At 39.5% G+C, this 18,404-nt stretch carries 9 protein-coding genes; 6 read left to right on the top strand and 3 right to left on the bottom strand.

Going from position 1 to position 18,404, the window contains the following annotated elements:
• Positions 1-491 precede the first annotated feature (491 nt).
• Both PL9214_RS04145 and cysH read left to right on the top strand, forming a co-directional pair.
• Entirely contained in the window at positions 492-860 is a 369-nt protein-coding gene (locus tag PL9214_RS04145) for a rhodanese-like domain-containing protein (protein WP_072717591.1), read from the top strand.
• A 367-nt stretch (positions 861-1,227) separates the two neighbouring features.
• Positions 1,228-2,112 carry a phosphoadenosine phosphosulfate reductase gene (gene cysH / locus PL9214_RS04140; protein WP_072717590.1) on the top strand — a complete coding sequence of 295 codons (885 nt, stop codon included), beginning with the start codon at positions 1,228-1,230 and terminating at the stop codon, positions 2,110-2,112.
• Between the two features lie 111 nt (positions 2,113-2,223).
• Here the strand turns inward: cysH and ppc are convergent, their stop codons facing one another.
• Together ppc and PL9214_RS04130 are read right to left on the bottom strand one after the other, a co-directional pair.
• Positions 2,224-5,328, bottom strand: a complete 3,105-nt coding sequence (gene ppc / locus PL9214_RS04135; protein WP_072717589.1) for a phosphoenolpyruvate carboxylase — start codon at positions 5,326-5,328, stop codon at positions 2,224-2,226.
• 214 nt (positions 5,329-5,542) lie between these two features.
• The gene (locus PL9214_RS04130) at positions 5,543-5,761 is read right to left on the bottom strand and encodes a hypothetical protein (protein WP_072717588.1); all 219 of its coding nucleotides are present in this window, start codon (positions 5,759-5,761) and stop codon (positions 5,543-5,545) included.
• Positions 5,762-5,883: 122 nt separating this feature from the next.
• On the opposite strand from PL9214_RS04130, the gene PL9214_RS04125 reads away from it, so the two are divergent.
• The 3 genes from PL9214_RS04125 to PL9214_RS04115 all read left to right on the top strand — a co-directional run bounded on the left by PL9214_RS04125 (position 5,884) and on the right by PL9214_RS04115 (position 15,219).
• Entirely contained in the window at positions 5,884-9,480 is a 3,597-nt protein-coding gene (locus PL9214_RS04125; protein ID WP_139294963.1) for an SGNH/GDSL hydrolase family protein, read from the top strand.
• A 264-nt stretch (positions 9,481-9,744) separates the two neighbouring features.
• Positions 9,745-12,486: a zinc-dependent metalloprotease gene (locus tag PL9214_RS04120; protein ID WP_072717586.1), complete on the top strand. Its 2,742-nt coding sequence runs from the start codon at positions 9,745-9,747 to the stop codon at positions 12,484-12,486.
• Positions 12,487-12,510: 24 nt separating this feature from the next.
• On the top strand, positions 12,511-15,219 hold the full coding sequence (locus PL9214_RS04115; RefSeq protein WP_072717585.1) for a glycosyltransferase 61 family protein: 2,709 nt from the start codon (positions 12,511-12,513) through the stop codon (positions 15,217-15,219).
• Between the two features lie 36 nt (positions 15,220-15,255).
• Here PL9214_RS04115 and PL9214_RS04110 read toward each other — a convergent pair whose 3' ends face one another.
• The gene (locus PL9214_RS04110; RefSeq protein WP_072717584.1) at positions 15,256-16,728 is read right to left on the bottom strand and encodes an MBOAT family O-acyltransferase; all 1,473 of its coding nucleotides are present in this window, start codon (positions 16,726-16,728) and stop codon (positions 15,256-15,258) included.
• 547 nt (positions 16,729-17,275) lie between these two features.
• Here PL9214_RS04110 and pdhA point away from each other — a divergent pair.
• Entirely contained in the window at positions 17,276-18,310 is a 1,035-nt protein-coding gene (pdhA, locus tag PL9214_RS04105; protein ID WP_072717583.1) for a pyruvate dehydrogenase (acetyl-transferring) E1 component subunit alpha, read from the top strand.
• Positions 18,311-18,404 lie beyond the last annotated feature (94 nt).

The following is an 18,404-nucleotide window of genomic DNA, read 5'->3' as shown; positions in this document are numbered from 1 at the left end:
GTAAATTCGGGTATGCCCTACCCTATTCGCATTCCTGCGAGTTCTTTTTTGTTTCAAAAAACTGGTTGTCTAGTACCCACGAATCATTTACCCACTGCTGGGGAAACTAGAACTATGCAGTAGAACCCTATAGATTCAATTGCCAAGGTGAGCGTATTTTGCCGTTAGGCAACTAGGTTTTTAGACAGGTTATTTACCTTTCCTGCTACCGAAAATCGTAGCACGATCAAATGTTAATGACAACCTCAATAAACCCGTCCTAGAAGGCTTGCCCTGAACTTGTCGAATGGGACGGGGTTTAAAACCCATTTTTCTGATCACTTAGGGTGTTGGCTGTTGACTGTAATCAGTGATCAGTGATCCTAGAATCAGAAGGAATAGGAATTTATCTTAATAAATCTGTCAAGAGGATGGTAACAAAACTTAATGAAATAAGCAATAATCTGTTACATTCGATGTTTCTTGTAAGCAAATTTAACGGATATTTAATTATGTTTTCTCGATTCATTCCTACACCTCCTCCCTTAACAGCAAAATCTCGGGTTTATGACCTCAAAACCCGTCTGGATTGGGGCGAACCCGCTTTAACGATTATTGATGTCCGCGACTTAAATAGCTTCAATCATTGCCATATTCAAGGTGCAATTCATACGCCCTTTGAGAATCTTGCTGAACAGATTTTATCACATTTAGAACTAAATCGTGATATTTACATTTACGGTGAAAGCGATGAACAAACGGCTGAAGCAGCTACGAAACTGCGTGAAGTTGGATTTAAAAAAGTCGCTGAGATCATCGGAGGTTTAGCAGCATGGCAAGCTGTTGGTTATCCGGTAGAAGCGATTAGTGCTGTTGTTTAATAATCCCGATCAAAAAATCAGTTTATTACTGGGCTTTAATTCTCTAAATCTGGGGACTAAAGCCCAACAAAAAACTGATTTTAGTTAACAATAATTATTCTTTTTCTGGTTTTTCAAACCTTTAAATTTTTAACGGCGGGGTATTATTGGGGAGATGTTGCTCCCCGATGGCAAAATTTTAGATCGAGTTGTTGTGGTAAAATCTAGTAGAGAACCCCCAAAATCTGAAATATAAGGGTCTGGTTAGCTTAAGTTGTGTTGCAAAGGGTTAGAAAGCGACTAACCCACTTCGTCCGGTGTTAAGCCAACCTCCAAAGCCCTTCATGGTTTACACTCAATATCGATAACAAGGGAAACCAGGAAAACTATGCCGCAATTGAATCTGATCGATCCCAATGGTAACGGGAATCTTAGCTCTATTTCTTCTTCCGTTGCCAACGGTCACACCCCTTCCCAACAGCAGCGTGATCATCGGGATCAATCCTCAGACCATAAGGCAGTTCAAGTCATTCAACCACTCGAACTCGATTTAGATGCCGTAAATCAGCAATTGGCTGATGCGGATGCCCTTACTATTGTCAAGTGGGCGGCGGAAGTCTTTGGGGATGGTTTGGTCATGAGTACCAGCTTTGGAATTCAAGCGGCTGTGATGCTGCATCTGGTGACTCGTATTGTTCCTAATATTCCGATTATTTGGGTTGATACCGGTTATTTACCGACAGAAACTTATATTTTTGCTGAAGAGTTAACACAACGCCTCAACCTGAATTTAAAAGTTTATCAATCTCCCATCAGTCCAGCGCGAATGGAAGCTTTACATGGCAGATTATGGGAAAAAAATGATGTTGAAGCCTTAAATTATTACGATAAAATTCGTAAAGTTGAACCGATGCAACAAGCTTTAAAAGAATTAAAAGCAATGGCTTGGTTAGCCGGATTACGGGCAGATCAAACCAGTCATCGGAGAACCTTAAATCGAGTAGCTCAACAATCAGGGTATTACAAAGTCCATCCGATTCTGTCTTGGAATTCTAGGGATATTTATCAATATTTAACAACCTACAATTTACCTTACCATCCCTATTTTGATCTCGGATATACCACCGTCGGAGATTGGCATTCCAGTCGTCCTTTAATGGCAACGGATGAAAATGAACGGGATACTCGTTTCCGAGGTTTGAAACAAGAATGTGGTTTACATTTACCCCAAACCGAAGAAGAAGCAAAAAGTTTGGATTCCAGTTCCTTATAATATTAAGCCTTTTTTTATTGATCCCCCGGAATTGATGCTGGGGGATTTTTTTACTCTTCTTCTTTTTTGATTAAAGATAGACTGATAACTGATAACTGATAACTGAAAATATCAGCCTGTATTTCGCATTCCCGCAGCAATTCCATTAATTGTTAATAGCGCACCTCGGAGTAATTCTCCTTTGCTATAACGGGAATGAACGACACCAGAAGCAACGGATTTTCCATGTTGACGTAACCGTTTTAACAAGGCAACTTGCAATAAACCTAACGGAATAATGGTGGCATTGCGTAACTGAACGGAACGTTGTAAAACTGGATCATCATCTAAAAGTCGTTGGTGTCCTGTAATTTGTTGAACTAATTGCATCGTCAGATAGTATTCCTCTGCAATTTGTTGGAATAATACCTCAAACCGTTCTTTATCATCAGCATGACTTAACTCCCGAACATAGTGATGAGCAATTTCGATGTCTACTTTGGCTAAGGTCATTTCCACTTTAGAAATCATCACTTTAAAAAACGGCCATTTCACATAGAAATACCGCAACAGTTTTAGATTTTCTTGGGGTTCCTCATTAATAAATTCCTGTAAAGCCGTTCCCACCCCATACCAAGACGGTAATAAAAAGCGGCTTTGTGTCCAACTAAACACCCAAGGAATCGCCCGTAAACCCGAAATATCTTTCTTTTTATCGCCACTGCGACGAGCGGGACGGGAACTAATTTGCAGTTGGCTAATTTCTTGAATGGGGGTGACTTGATGAAAAAATTCCACTAAATCAGGTTGTTCATAAATTAATGCCCGATAGTGGCTGCGAGAGCGGGTTGCCAACTCTTCCATAATTTGATTCCAGGGATCAATCTCATCAAACCCGTTATGGAGCAGACTAGCTTGAATTGCCGCCGTTGTCACACTTTCCAAATTAAATAAAGCCAACTGAGAGAGGGAATATTTGGACGCGAGAACTTCCCCCTGTTCAGTAATTTTAATCCGCCCGTTAATACTCTTACCCGGTTGAGCTAAAACCGCTTTATAAGCTGGGCCACCGCCTCGACCGACAGACCCTCCCCGTCCGTGAAAAATGCGAAGACCGACTTTATAAGATTCAGAAACCTTTTGTAAAGCTTTTTGGGCTTTGTGAATTTCCCAGTTACTACTTAAAAAACCCGAATCCTTATTACTATCGGAGTACCCTAACATAATCTCTTGCAAAGATTGGTCAGGATCATTCTGCACCAGTTGATATTTTTCATAACCTCCGGCTAACATCGCCCGATATAACGGTAACTCAAACAAAGTTGTCATCACACGGGGAGCGCGTTTGAGGTCTTCTACTGTTTCAAACAAAGGAACCACCATCACGTTTCCTATCCCCGTCGCCGGGTCATACAGTCCCGCTTCTTTTGCCAATAGCAACACTTCCAGTAAATCACTGGCTTCATTGCTCATACTAATAATATAGGTTTGGCAAATTTGAGGCCCAAACTCCTGCTGTAACTCCCGCATGACTCTAAAAGTATTAATAGTTTCGCAGGTTTTTTCAGAAAAGGGCAATTCTGCCGGAATTAAAGGGCGCCGAGTTTGGAGTTCCGTTGCTAACCAAAGACATCGTTCCGCTTCTGAAAGATCGTTGTAGGATTGGGGTAAAAGTTGCAGATAACTAATAATTTCGTTGAGGGCACCCGAATGAACAGAAGACTCCTGACGCATATCCAGCCGAGCTAAACTAAATCCAAAAACCTCCACCTGACAGATGAGATTTTCCAGTTCTTGACAGGTCATACCCGTTTCTTCCAGGTTGCGTTGAATTAGTTTTAATTCCCCTAAGAAATCCTCATCGGAACGGTACAATTTACTCGCTTCATGGTCAGGAACTAAACGCTCTCGAATGCGAGACAACTCAGCATTATTGTACATTTGCCAATTGCGATCGCGAGTATTTTCTAATCGTTTTTGAACATAAGATAGTTTTAAACGATAGGGTTCTTGACGATAGCGAATCGCCGTTTGATCATAGATGTCCGGTAATTGACCTTGATCTCGATCTAAAGACTCCAATAATTCAGGAAGAACATCACTCCAATGCAACGATAAACTGAGTACCCGACTGAGGCGTTTAACGGCTTCAATATATTTTTCTAGGACAACATGACGCTGATAACAAGCCGTTTTCCAGGTCACTTCTGGTGTCACCGATGGGTTTCCATCTCGGTCTGCACCCACCCACGATCCAAATTTACAGAAATCATATTTAGGTAATTTCAGATAAGGGAAAGAAACGTGCAGAGCGTGTTTTAAACGCTTATAGAGTTGAGGAATGATATCAAATATAACTTCCTGGAAATAGTGTAAGGAATAGTCTACTTCATCGAGAACCGTTGGTTTAAATTGATGAAGTTCATCCGTCCGCCACCACAACCGAATTTCTTCCGTCAATTTTTCATGGAGTTCTTCTGTCCATTCCGAGAAAATGGAAGACTCTCCTAAATCTTCATTTCTTAAGCCACCATAGCTTTCATCCACTTGATCTAATTGTTCTAAGATCGTGGCAATCCGACGCTGTTTGGTGCGGATGGTATGGCGAACAATTTCCGTCGGGTGCGCCGTAAACACCATGCGAACATCAAGTTGATCTAATAACCGTTGGATCTTTTGAGCCGGAACATTCAACTGTCGCAGCATGGGAAACAGAGAATGGAATGTTGCTAACTCCCGATCTTGTTCGGTGTAATTCGTGACATTCGCGCCCGGAATTGGACTTTCTTCTTCATCGGAAAACCGTTGATTCCGAGATTCAAAAGTAGACATTGATTTAACAGGGGAAATCGGCAACTTTCCTTTCCCTTTTCCCTGGGAATAAGCCAGTTGTTGCTCCCGTTGTTCATAATGCTGCTCAACAATATTGATCAGTTGAAAATATAATGCAAACCCTCGCGCTGCGCGAATGGCTTGGTTAATATCAAGCTGTTCAATTAATTTTAGAACGTCTGATCCTTGAAACTCTGCGGCTTGTCCTTCGGGTGAAGTCATAGACGCTAACTGATGGAGTAAGTCCACCAGTTGTTGACCGCATTCTTGGCGGAGGACGGACTCCCAGACATCCTCTATAATTTTGAGACGATTCCGCAAAAACAAATCCGACGTGGTAGTGGGTGGGTTTGATGAAACGACCGTGTTTGGAACCTGTTCGGAGGATTGGAGCAGTGAACTCATAATGGTCTGTTCGGTGTGTGGCAAGAATATCCAATTTATTGTATGGCTTAATTTCTCCCAAAACACGGAACGTTACAGTCAAATCCACGACTCTTTAAGGTAAATTTAATCCTTTCATGACATAAACAGGGGGTTGAGGGTTGACACAGAAGGGCTAATCGTAGAGTACGGTGCTAGAAGTTCAGGATTTTTCCTCCCTCTCCTGTTGTTTAGCTTATTCCTCTGATGGGGGAAAATGGAGAACGGGAAGGCGATCGCCTCGGAAAATTTCTTCACTGTTGGAACTGAGATTGAGAAGCATCTCATGGAGAGCTTTTGTTCCTAATACCGTGATTAATAGCGGAGTTGTCGCTAAACTTAATAACCAGTTTTGAGGAATAGCAACGCTGGACGCACTTTTAGGCAGGGATTGATCGGTTTGGGGGGATTGCATAGTTAATATTGTTAGCGTTAAGGAGGTCGAAATTCAGGGTTGATAAGTCTCTACTTCTCGGTGTATCTTGATCCAAATTTTTGGCGAATCATGCCAAAATTATAGTCGAAACAAGTAGAGACGTGCCATGGCACGTCTGTACATACGGGCAGGGAGTGGTGTTGAAGGGCAATAAAACAGTTTCAACGGTCGAGGGTTTAGCTTTAACCCAATGGGCAGAACAAGCGATTGGACTTGCGGATGTGCAGGTTCAAATCCGTTTGCGGGGCAATCATTTACACATTTTGTGTGAATCTGTTGTCAGTCCTGATGAAAAAATTGCAACATCTCACCTTTCACAAGCCTTAACCCACACCAACTTAACAACTTTACTTCCCCCCAATCAACCGATCTATAAAATCTTTTTATCGGGGCGGAGTATTGCAGCCAAACGACCGGATTGGACAGTTAAACTCGAATACACAGAATTACAATTTCAGGCGTCTGCCCATCTTCGTGAAAGTCCCCCAGTAGAAGAGCATCCACAGCCTGTTCCTGAGCCGGGACACAACCCTTTAGAAAAAATTACCAGATTTTTCAGACGCCCTAAACTAGAGGAAATAACGCCCCCTTCAACGATTCAACCGTTTCCCCAACCGGAGCCGGAACCCGAACCAGAACAAATACCGGAACCCGATTTAGAAATCCAACCCCGTGAGCAATATCCGACTGAACCAGACACTTTACCTTTTTCCTTACTTGCAGATGATGGTCTTGCTTTTAGTGCAATATCTGACACTTCGACAAGCTCAGTGACCGTAGGGGGAGTTGGGGAGACAAGGGGACAAGGGGACAAGGGGACAGGGGGAGTTGGGGGAGCAGGGGAGACAAGGGGACAAGGGGACAAGGGGACAGGGGGAGTTGGGGGAGCAGGGGAAGGAGAGGAGAGGGGGGGAATTTTATTAACTTCTGAGTCCTCGGTTAATAACAAACCGCCAACCGTCAACAATCAGCAATCAAGCGGGATTGAAGTCTCGACGGAAAGTTTGGCACGACAGGGTTATCCTGATGCGATCGCTAGTTATCTCAGCGAAATTTTAGGCAGCTTGGGAGTTGGGGTCAAAGTTACGATTCGGGAAAAAGCCGCTAAAGTCAAAAAAACCGATAAACAACAATCCCTAGAGGAAACACAGCTATCCGGGAGGCGGCTGTGGGTGTTGTGTGAATCGGCTTATAGTCCTGATCCGTCCTTACTGGCTCAACCCATTGCTCAACGGTTACGACAGTTGCATCTGGAAGGATTTCGGGATGCTTGTATTTTGTTGCAAGTCCAGGGGGAATCAACTCCTGACTGGATGTTACGGATTGATTTAACCCCACCGGACAAAATTCTCAAAGAGTGGGGACGTTGGGGGGATGAACAAGCAATCACCCGTTTGCTCAATGATAAATTCAGTCAATTTGAGGTGGAAGTCCGAACCACTTTAAAAGAATCAACGCTGCATTTATTCTGTCACTGCACAACGAAAACTCGAAAACGTCAAGTTCCTGATAAACAAACGGTCATGGATATCGTGGCCCCCCTATTAGATCTGCTGACGCCGCAAGGAATTTGTGCGGCAACGGTTTATGGTTTAGAAACCACTGCAACCCACGCTAAACCGGGGACTCCCATCTGGATTGATTGGCTCAATTTACCCGGTGCCCACCATTCGGACTTACAACCTACCGCCTTAACCTTAGCGGAACAGGGCAATCTGTCCGCCTTACGGTTTATTCTTACTCGTTTAATTAATCCCGATTTAGAGTTAAAACTGGCGACCGGAGGAATTCGTGTCCTGTTATTACAGAAAGGAGAATTACTCCACGTTATGACGGAAGCGGCAACCTGTCCGTCTCAGTCGCAGATTGCTCCGGTTATTGCTCAATTTTTACGCACCCATCGCATTAGTGGCATTGCGGGAGTCCGAATTTATGGCCGTCGTTCGGGACAGAAACTGCCCTTATGGCGCTATGGCTATAGGTTGAAAACCACTCAACCGGATACAACTCCTTCGGCTTTACCAGATTTTGTCACTCCGACGGAGGAAGCTGAAACCCTGGTACAACAACCGGGGAGTTTAGTTCTCCGTCCTGATTTAAACCTCGATACTCTTGAGACAGATGCTCCCAAACCTCGAAACCTGATTTATCCCAATTGGCGAGAGGTTTTAGACCGCAGTGTTGAGGTTATGGCTCAAGGGTTGGTGGCGACCCGTGTGTTTGCGTCGCGGGAAGCGATGATGGTTTCTGTGCAAGATCTCAGAACCCGCCGATATCAAAAAATCGCCTTAGCTTTGGTGTGGGGGACTTTGGGAGGGTTGTTGGTCGTACAACTGGATGGAATATTAGGGGAAGGATTAGCACAAATTCCGATGGATGGGGTGAGCGACAGTGCAATAACCGTTTCTAATGAAAGTAATTTAGCGGAAAAAACATCAGAGGTTGTTATTGCCTCCAATCTTCCTCGAAATCAGAATAATTCCAAGGAAAATGGTGTATTTAATGCCAGTGATTTTATTTCATCGACCCTAAAAACAAAAAAATGTAGTTTATCTAATCAAAAATTAGGGTTAGAAGCGTGTAAGTTAGCTCAATTTCTTTATCCAACATTTAAAAGCCCCCAATTAGATGAGCAATTAGCACGATATCAACATTTTATTTTGACGGAAAAACGACCGCCTGATATTCTAGTAATTGGAAGTTCCAGAGCATTACGGGGCATTGATCCGGGGGTTTTAGAACAAGAGTTACGATCACAAGGTTATGGAGAGTTAAAAGTTTATAACTTTGGGGTGAATGGTGCCACCTTGCAGGTCGTTGATTTGATTGTTCGTCAGATTTTGCCTCCTGAACAATTGCCGAGGTTGATTATCCTAGCCGATGGGGTTCGTGCTCTCAATAGTGGTCGAGTGGATCGGACGTATGAAACGATCTCAACCTCGGAAGGTTATGAACAAATTGCTCAAGGAACGTTTCAGATCCAGTCTCAAATCGAGGAGGAAAAACCTTTTAGCCGGAATTGGCAATATAATTTAGGGGATTTTGCTCAAAAAGTTCGTCAAGGAGAATTAAGTTTTGACCAGTTTCAAACCAGTTTAAATCAACAGTTTGTTGGAGGTTCAAAAAGTTATGAACAACGCGATCGCTTGAAATTTTTGTTACAGTCTGTGATTAAGGGACAAGCCTTTCAACCGCAGGTTAAATCCCCGGTTGATGAAGCGGAACCTTCAAATGCTCAAGACTTAGAAACCTCAGAGTTTCAAGCCAATGGATTTTTACCCCTATCCATTCAATTTAGTCCTGAAGCTTATTATCAGACTCATTCTCAAGTTTCAGGTTATTATGATGGAGATTATCAAGGGTTTGAATTAGAGGGAAAACAAACCACTGCCTTAAAAAATCTGATTGAATATGTGCAATCTAAAAATTCTGATATCGTGTTTGTCAATATGCCACTAACACAAGATTATCTTGATCCGATTCGCACAGCCTATGAAGAAAAATTTCAAAATCTGATGAAATCCATCAGTGCAGAAACAGGACTAATGTTTATTGATTTATCCAGAGAATGGTTGCAAAATTATCACTATTTTTCTGATCCCAGTCACTTAAATCAATATGGTGCAGTTGCTGTTTCTCAAAAATTAGTTGAACTTGATCAAATTTCTTGGCCGAAACCAGTAAAAAGTAAAAAGTAATCAGTTATCAGTTATCAGTCAACAGTTATCAGTGAAAGAGTTAGGAGTTAATCGTTGAAATTGAGGATTTAGGATTGAGTCGTAAGCAGTTGTTGACTCAAAACTAAAAACTAAAAACTCAAGACCAATAACTGATGATGCGGATACTTGAGTACAGACGCGCCATGGCACGTCTCTACGATGCGGATACTTGATAACTGATAACTGATAACTGATAACTGATAACTGATGAAAACCAGATTGCCAAAAGGGATAGCGCGGATAATGACAAAATTTAGAAAGGCAAAACGCTTTGTTTTGTTGAGCTTGATGTCATTTTTAATCATAACAGTAGGATTATCTCAAGTTAATGCTCAAGAGGTTTCTCTCTCGGATTTCAAAGACTATTTAGTAGCTCAACAAGTGACTCAACAACCCTTTGAGCAAGTGATTCAAGGAAGTGAAAAATTAGAAGGGTTATTTACAATTTATCATAATAAAGAATCGGGTAAAGTTTATCTGGAATTAAAACCTGAACAGTTGAATCAAAATTTTCTATCGTTTGCTACCTTAGAATCGGGTATTGGAGAAGAAGGAATTGTAAGTGGAACGAATCTTAGGGATCTCCTATTTCAATTCCGGTCTGTAGAGAATAAAATTCAAGTGGTTGTTCCTAATATTAATTTTCGCACTGAAGAAAATGATCCCCAAACTCGTTCAATTAATCGTTCCTTTAGTGAATCTGTTTTACAAACTCTACCTATTTTAGGTATTCATCCTGAACGGAAAACAATATTAATAGAAATTAGTGATTTATTGAATAGTCAAAGTGATTTACCCGGATTGATGATTGAATTTTCGGAATTTTTAAACAATAAGTATGCAATTGATCCCAGTAAGTCTTATATTTCTCAAATTCAAACCTTTCCTGAAAATGTTGAAATTGAATCTGTGTTTGGATTTTCTTTAGGACAATATGGGGAGGCTAGATCAATTCCGTCCTTACCCGATAATCGCACCTTTAACTTAAAAGTTCGCTATAGTTTGTTAGCTGTTCCTGTTAATAATGATTATCGTCCTCGGTTAGCCGATGAACGAGTCGGATATTTTACCACAACCTATAAAGATTTATCGGGACGCACAGATAGATCGTCGATTGTTCGTTATATTAATCGCTGGAATTTACAAAAACAAGACCCCAATGCTGCTCTTTCTCCTCCGATTAAACCGATTAAATTTTGGATAGAAAACACCGTTCCTTTAGAATATCGAGAAGGAATTCGAGAGGGAATTTTATTCTGGAATAAAGCCTTTGAACAAGCTGGATTTTTGAATGCGATTCAAGTGGAACAAATGCCCGACAATGCTCCCTGGAATCCCGCAGATGTACGTTATAATACAATTCGTTGGTCTACCTCCTTTAAATCTTCCTTTAATGGTTATGGCCCCTCCCATACTAACCCGTTTACCGGGGAGATTTTAGATGCAGATATTATTATCGAAAGCAGTGCTCTAAGAAGTTTACAAGAGGGGGCTGGAGTCTTTTTAGATTCAAATTCTGCAATGAGTTCTGAAGGAGACGACAATAATAATTCATCATTAACTACCGTTAATCAACCTTGCCCAATAGGATTATATGCCTATTCCCAGATGAAAAAATCCCAAGCTGAAAAGAGTAATATTGCCGAAGAATTTTGTTTTCGCAGTGCTTTCAATGAACAATTAATGATTGGTACAACAGCTTTATCGCTATTAGAAAATATTATGCCCAATAGCCCCAAAATGGAAGCCTATATTCAGCAATATTTACGTCTTTTAATCTCCCATGAAATCGGGCATACGTTGGGATTAAGACATAATTTTCAAGGCAGTACCCTTCTATCTCCAGAGGAATTAAATAATCCTGAAATTACTCAAACGAAAGGATTAGTTAGTTCCGTTATGGATTATCTTCCGGTGAATTTAGCTCCCCAAGGAACACCACAGGGAGATTATTTTCCCACCCAAATAGGGCCTTATGATCAATGGGCAATTGAATATGGTTATAAGCCTATTGCTAGTACAACCCCTGAAGGAGAATGGCAAGCATTACAAGACATTGCTAAACGAGCAACTCAACCAGAATTAGCTTATGCAACCGATGAAGATTTCTGGGGAGTTTTTCTTGACCCCGCTACAAATACCAGAGATTTAAGTAATGATATGTTGAAGTATTCTCAATGGCAATTAGATAATTCTGTTGAGATGTGGAAACGGTTAGAAAGCTATACCCCTCGTGATGGAGAAGGCTATGATAAAATGCGGAAAATGTTCGATACAATTTTTGATTATTATTCTAGTCAAGCGATTAATTTAACCCTTTATATTGGCGGACAATCCTTTAATCGAACCAGAGCAGGAGAAGGAGATCATCGTTTACCTTTTGAACCTATTTCAATTAAAAAACAACGGGATGCTTTAAAACTTTTGCAAACCTATGTTTTTACCGATAAAATCTTTAAGTTTTCTCCCAATCTCTTAAATCAGTTAGCACCTGCTCGTTGGTCAGATTGGGCAAATCCTGATCAAAATAGTTATTTGGATTATCCCATTACTCGCCGAATTAGTTGGTTTCAGCGTTATATTTTACACGAATTGTTTGCTTCAACTCGGTTATTTCGGCTCCGGGATTTAGAATTAAAAACAACAGCCAATAATGCGTTAACTTTACCCGAATTATTTGAAACGGTTCAAAATGGAATTTGGTCAGAAATTTCAGTGAATAATGGCACTATTGAGATTTCCAGTATTCGGCGTTCTTTACAACGGGAGCATCTGGAAATTTTGAGCGAGATGGTGTTACGAAAAATTACCGTTCCTGAAGATGCAGAAACCTTAGCTTGGTATGAACTTCAACAGTTAAATCAACAGTTAGAAACAACATTAAAGCGACAAAAGGATAAGATGAATGCTTATACCTTAGCGCATTTAGAACAAACTCATGATCGGATTCAAAAAATATTAGAGGCTGAAGTACAATCAAATTAAGATCACGGAGAAAAAAGTTGTTCAATGTCAGAAAATCCAGACTCAAATGAAACCTTCCTTTCTTCCCACATTTTGGGAGGGGAAGATGAGTTATTAAATTCTATGGCGTCCTTCCAAGAACAAGGAAATCGTTCTTTGGACAAACAACAGTTTTTAGAAGCCGTCTCAATTTATGAACAGTGTATTTTAGAGTTTCCTGATATTATTTCTAACTATTGGTATTTAGGATTATCTTGGTTATTATACGGAGATTCATTTCAAGCACAAACGATTTGGTTTTCGGCTTTTACTCAATTTAATTTAGATTTAGAAGCACCTGAAATTAGTGAATTTATTAATTTTTTAAAACATCAAGCAAAGGGTTATTTATCGTCTCAATATCCTCAATTTGCACAACAGATTTATGAGGCTATTTTAGACTGGTGTGAGACAGATATTGAAATTTATGATAATTTAGGTCAAGCCATTGCGCTTCAAGGAGATTTAGAAACAGCAATTGAGGTTTGGCAACGGGGAATTGAATTGCAACCCAATCACTGTTCTGCTTATCTTAATCAAGCCATTCTTTATCAAAAATTAGAACAATTTGAGCAGGCGATTCAATGTTATCAAGAAGTGATTCAGCGTTCCCCAGATTATTTAAGCTATTATCAATTAGGACTGTGTTTTACTCAAATTAAACGCTGGGAATTCGCTATTGATGCGTTTCAAAATTCAATTCAACTTCAACCCAATTATGCACCTGCTTATAGTGATTTAGGAATTAATTTAATTATCGAAGGATTATTAGAATCAGGAATTGATGCCCTCAAGCAAGGGATACAAAAACAGCCTCAATTTTATCAAGCTTTAATTCAACAGATTCAAAATCAAACTCTATTCACCCCTAATATTAATTCACGGGCGATTCAATTTTTAAATTTATTATCTTTTCCCTCAGAAATACCGATAGATTTATATCTTTATTTAGGAAAAATTTTATCAAATTTTGATCCTGATTCAGCCTTAACGGTACTGCAAAAAGCACAAGAAATTGATCCTCATCATTTTGAAATTTATTTAACCTTTGGAGATATATTTTATGAGCATAAACAAGACTATTTAGAAGCTGTTCAGTGTTATTTGGCTGCAAATTTATCAGGTTCTCTATCCGGTATCAATACAATTGCAAAACCGGGGAGTAGACTTTCTTTGGAGGATAGAAAAGCCAGGTATCACTTAAAAGTCGGACAATGTTGGTTAAAATTAGAACACTTTTCAAAAGCCATCACCCATTTTAAAGAAGCAATTCATTATCATCCTAATCTAGCTGAAGCTTATTATGGTTTAGCTCAAGCTTTATTTAATACCGGAGAAATTCAAGAAGCAATTTACTATTTAAAACAGAGTTTAAAAGAAGATTCAGAATCTGCTTTATATTTAGGATATTTTGGGTTTTTATTGGTTTATAATTATCAAACAGAACACGGGTTGTTTTATTTAAAAAAAGCTTTAGAAAAAGAATCCTCAATGGCAGTTTTAGTTGATAGTTTACTGAACCATTTATTTCAAGCTGGAAAACTGAACCCTAATCTTAATTTTTCCGAAGTTCAAGCTATTAACCCACCAACTCAGTTTGATGAATTAACCAAAGATTGGGTAAAGCTTCATGCTTTAAATCAACTTAATTATCAACAAATTTATTCTGAAACGGTTGTCGATTTAAAACCGCCTAAATCCCTGGATGATTCTATTCATTTTAGTTTTAGATTTGGTCAAAGCGTTCAACTTCCGTCTGCTTTTGTGGTTCAATTATCACAAGGAAGGTTTTGGTTAAGTTCTGATCAAACCCAATCGGCAATTTTGACCAGTGAACAGCATTTTTTAGGCGATCTTTCCCCTGAATTTCCTTTATTGAGTCCAGGTCATCCTGAAAAACATCCTAGACATCACTCCATTTTATCTGTTCAGAAATTACCTCCTATTCATCAGATTCAAGGAACTGTTTCGGTTTTAGCAGGACTTTCAAATTCTGTTTATTTTCACTGGATGTTAGATGTGTTACCGCGAATTGAATTATTGAGAAAAAGCAATATTAATTGGGATAATATTGATTATTTTATTGTAGATAATCGTTGTCATTTTCAGCAGGAAACTTTAGAGTTATTAGGAATTACTGAAAATCAACAAATCAATATTCATAACCTTCATCATGTTCAAGCCACAGAGTTAATTGTCCCTTCTTTTCCCGGTTGTGTCGCTTGGATGCCAAAATGGACGTGCGATTTCTTAAAACAACAATTTTTGATTCCAGATTTGATTTCAAATTCACCTAATTTTAAGCGAATTTATATTAGTCGGAATTCGGCTAAAAGCCGTCGAATTTTGAATGAGGATGAGTTATTAACTATTTTAAAACTCTTCGGAGTTGAATTTGTTCAATTAGAATCAATGTCCGTTGTTGAACAAGCCGCTTTATTTTCCCAAGCTGAACTGATTATTGCGCCTCATGGGAGTGGTTTAACGAATTTAGTATTTTGTCAACCGGGAACGAAAGTGATTGAATTATTTTCGCCGAATTATGTTTATCATTGCTATTGGTGGATTAGTAATTTAGTAGAATTAGATTACTATTATTATATTGGCGAAACTCTTCCTGGATACTATCTGCATCGTTTCACCTATCCTCGAAATTTTTCTGAAGATATTTTAATTGATATTCAGCAATTTTTGACTTTGCTTGAAGGAGTATAAATGGATTAAAATCTTCCCTATTGCCTTTTATAACAATTAAAAATCAAAATAAATATAGGGTAAACCGCCTTCAGGTGCTAATAGCCAAACCGCAAAAAAGCTAAGGGGGACTAAGGCTAATTTGACTGTCCAATTTAACTCTAATTTTAACCCTCGGTTTAAGAACGTTGTCAAAGCCATTAATCCAAAAATAGAAGCTAATACAATGACAAGATTGTGTCGTTCTAAACCTAAAGCTTCAACATAAACTTTATGAGCAAACTGTACATCAGCCGTATGACCCCATAAATGATGAATAACCCACCCAGAATCTTGTAAATTGGGAATTCTAAAGAAAATCCAAGCGGTAAATACCATTAATTGAGTGATTAACCAAGCGATAAAAACACCAGGTAAACTTTTCCAAATCCAGGTTATAGATAATTTCGTAAATATTGCGTCTGTGAGGCGATGAATTACTAATGCTAAACCATGTAATCCTCCCCAAACGACAAATCCCCAAGCCGCACCATGCCAAATTCCAGCGATTAACATGACGATGATTAAATTCAGACAAGTGCGAAATAATCCCACCCTAGAACCACCTAAAGGAAAATATAAATAATTCCGTAACCAATCGCCTAATGTTATATGCCAACGTCGCCAAAAATCGGCAATACTGGTGGTAAAATAAGGTGCATCAAAGTTAATAGGTAAACTCAATCCCAAGAGTAATGCTGTGCCTCTGGCTAAATCAACATAACCGCTAAAATCAAGATATAATTGTAATCCATAAGCAAAGGTTGCTAACCACAAATCCCCACTTCCGGCTCGTTGTAAATTACTGAAACTGAGATCTACTAAAATCCCTAAATTATCAGCTAACAGTCCTTTCTTCATTGCACCTCTAGCGAGTAACCATAACCCATCAGCAATTTGTTCAGGAACCGGAAATTTTAGGGTTCTAAATTGATTATTCAGATGATGATAACGAGTGATTGGCCCTGAAATTAGTTTAGCAAAAAATATTTTATAAGCGGCAAATTCGAGGAGAGAAGTAGATGCGGGTGCACCTCGATAAACATCAACTAAATAAGCGATGAGTTCAAAGCAGAAAAAACTTAACCCTAAAGGCGCCATGACATATTGATCAATCCAATTCCCTGTATTAATAATCACAGGAAGATTCCACGCGGTTCCTACAATATTGAAAATAAAGGGTAAATATTTAAACCCAACTAAAATTAAAACATTAATGATAATACCTAGGGTTAACAAGAAAGAGCGACGACGATTCCAAGAAATGTGAGGAATTTCCCATTCTTGGGGTTCTACAATGGTTAAGGCTAAACCAAAGTTAAATACTGTCCATAGCAACAGTAAAGGAATATATTGAATTTGTAATGTACTATAAAAAATTAGACTCGCTATTAATAGGATAAAAAGTCGCCAAAACTTCCACGGAAGAATCCAATAAAATATTAATAGAATTAATAAAAATAGTGCGTAGAGAACAGATATAAATGTCATGAATGGTTGGCTGTTAGCGATTGACTGTCGGCAAAAAAGAGAAAACGTAACACTACGCCTTCTCCCCAGAGGGGTTTCATGTTTTAAAAGTATAGCAGAAAAGGGGACGATTAATTAGAAAGCCCGAAAGCTATTTTGGAAATTATTGATTTTTATAAAAAACACTTTTTTATATAGCACTACGCATTACGGTGTTTGACATTTCTGAATTCTCAAACCCTTTCACTTCTTACTGTTCCCTGTCCCCTCTTCAAGTAGCGCTATAGGTTTTGTTTTATCATCTTCTTTTTTTCGGGGAATCAGACTTTAAATACTCTAAATTGATTAACTTTTTACAAATATACAATTCAGGAATTGGGTATTGTTTTTTGATAAAAAAATTGCTATACTGATAGGTAGTGGTATCGCCCTGGCTTTCGATTTTATTAAATAGTGATGCGCCAAAAAGCACGGCTAGTCCCAGCCCTCTTTTTTTAGTCTTTTTAACTTGAAGATGAAACAGCCCTGGTAAAATATAAATTCAAATTGGTAAAGGTGATTGGAAACAATGGTACAGGAACGCACGTTACCGACATTTAAGGCGGATGCAACGGCTGTAACCCGTGATGAAGGGTTAATGCTGTATGAGGATATGGTTTTGGGGCGGTTGTTTGAAGATAAATGCGCTGAGATGTATTATCGGGGCAAAATGTTCGGTTTTGTCCACCTGTACAACGGTCAAGAAGCCGTTGCGACGGGGATGATCCGCGCCGGTCGCCGAAATGAAGATTATGTTTGTAGTACCTATCGGGATCACGTTCATGCGTTGAGCGCGGGAGTTCCCCCTCGTCAAGTCATGGCGGAATTATTTGGCAAGGCTACAGGCTGTTCTAAGGGTCGGGGTGGCTCGATGCACTTATTCTCCTCTGAACATAATTTATTAGGGGGGTTTGCCTTTGTTGCTGAAGGAATTCCAGTTGCTACAGGTGCGGCTTTTCAAAGTAAATACCGTCGGGAAGCCATGAATGATCCCAATGCAGATCAAGTAACCATGTGTTTCTTTGGCGATGGAGCTTGTAATAACGGTCAATTCTTTGAATGTTTGAACATGGCAACATTATGGAAATTGCCGATTATTTATGTGGTCGAAAATAATAAATGGGCGATCGGGATGGCCCATGAGCGGGCAACTTCTGACCCCGAAATCTACAAAAAAGGCCCTGCTTTTGGAATGCCGGGTTATGAAGTCGATGGGATGGATGTTTTAGCGGTTCGAGAAGTGGCTAAAAAAGCCGTTGCTCGTGCTCGCGCTGGGGAAGGCCCAACCTTAGTCGAAGCGTTAACCTATCGTTTTCGAGGACATTCTTTGGCAGATCCTGATGAATTAAGGGATAAAGAGGAGAAAGAATTTTGGTTTGCTCGTGATCCGATTAAAAAATTTGCAGCGTATTTAACGGAACATAATTTAGCAACCCAGGAGGAATTAAAAGCAATTGATCAACAAGTTCAAGCGACTATTGATGATGCGGTTGAATTTGCCCAAAGTAGTCCTGAACCTGATCCAAAAGATCTTTACCGTTATGTTTATGCAGAAGATGAATAAACGGTAAATCACAGAACACAGAAACCGGGTTTTTTAATAGAAATTTTGTTGTTTTTACTGAGATAACAATGAGAAACCCGGTTTCTTAACAGGA

The organism is Planktothrix tepida PCC 9214, from assembly GCF_900009145.1.
In the GTDB taxonomy this organism is placed as follows: Bacteria; Cyanobacteriota; Cyanobacteriia; order Cyanobacteriales; family Microcoleaceae; genus Planktothrix; species Planktothrix tepida.
The sequence above is the reverse complement of the archived record's forward strand: the minus strand, read 5'-3'. Positions and strand labels throughout refer to the sequence as shown.

Coding starts and splice junctions, on each gene's coding strand:
- PL9214_RS04145 (WP_072717591.1), top strand. CDS start 492: ATGTTTTCTCGATTCATTCCTACACCTCCTCCCTTAACAGCAAAATCT.
- cysH (WP_072717590.1), top strand. CDS start 1,228: ATGCCGCAATTGAATCTGATCGATCCCAATGGTAACGGGAATCTTAGC.
- ppc (WP_072717589.1), bottom strand. CDS start 5,328: ATGAGTTCACTGCTCCAATCCTCCGAACAGGTTCCAAACACGGTCGTT.
- PL9214_RS04130 (WP_072717588.1), bottom strand. CDS start 5,761: ATGCAATCCCCCCAAACCGATCAATCCCTGCCTAAAAGTGCGTCCAGC.
- PL9214_RS04120 (WP_072717586.1), top strand. CDS start 9,745: ATGACAAAATTTAGAAAGGCAAAACGCTTTGTTTTGTTGAGCTTGATG.
- PL9214_RS04115 (WP_072717585.1), top strand. CDS start 12,511: ATGTCAGAAAATCCAGACTCAAATGAAACCTTCCTTTCTTCCCACATT.
- PL9214_RS04110 (WP_072717584.1), bottom strand. CDS start 16,728: ATGACATTTATATCTGTTCTCTACGCACTATTTTTATTAATTCTATTA.
- pdhA (WP_072717583.1), top strand. CDS start 17,276: ATGGTACAGGAACGCACGTTACCGACATTTAAGGCGGATGCAACGGCT.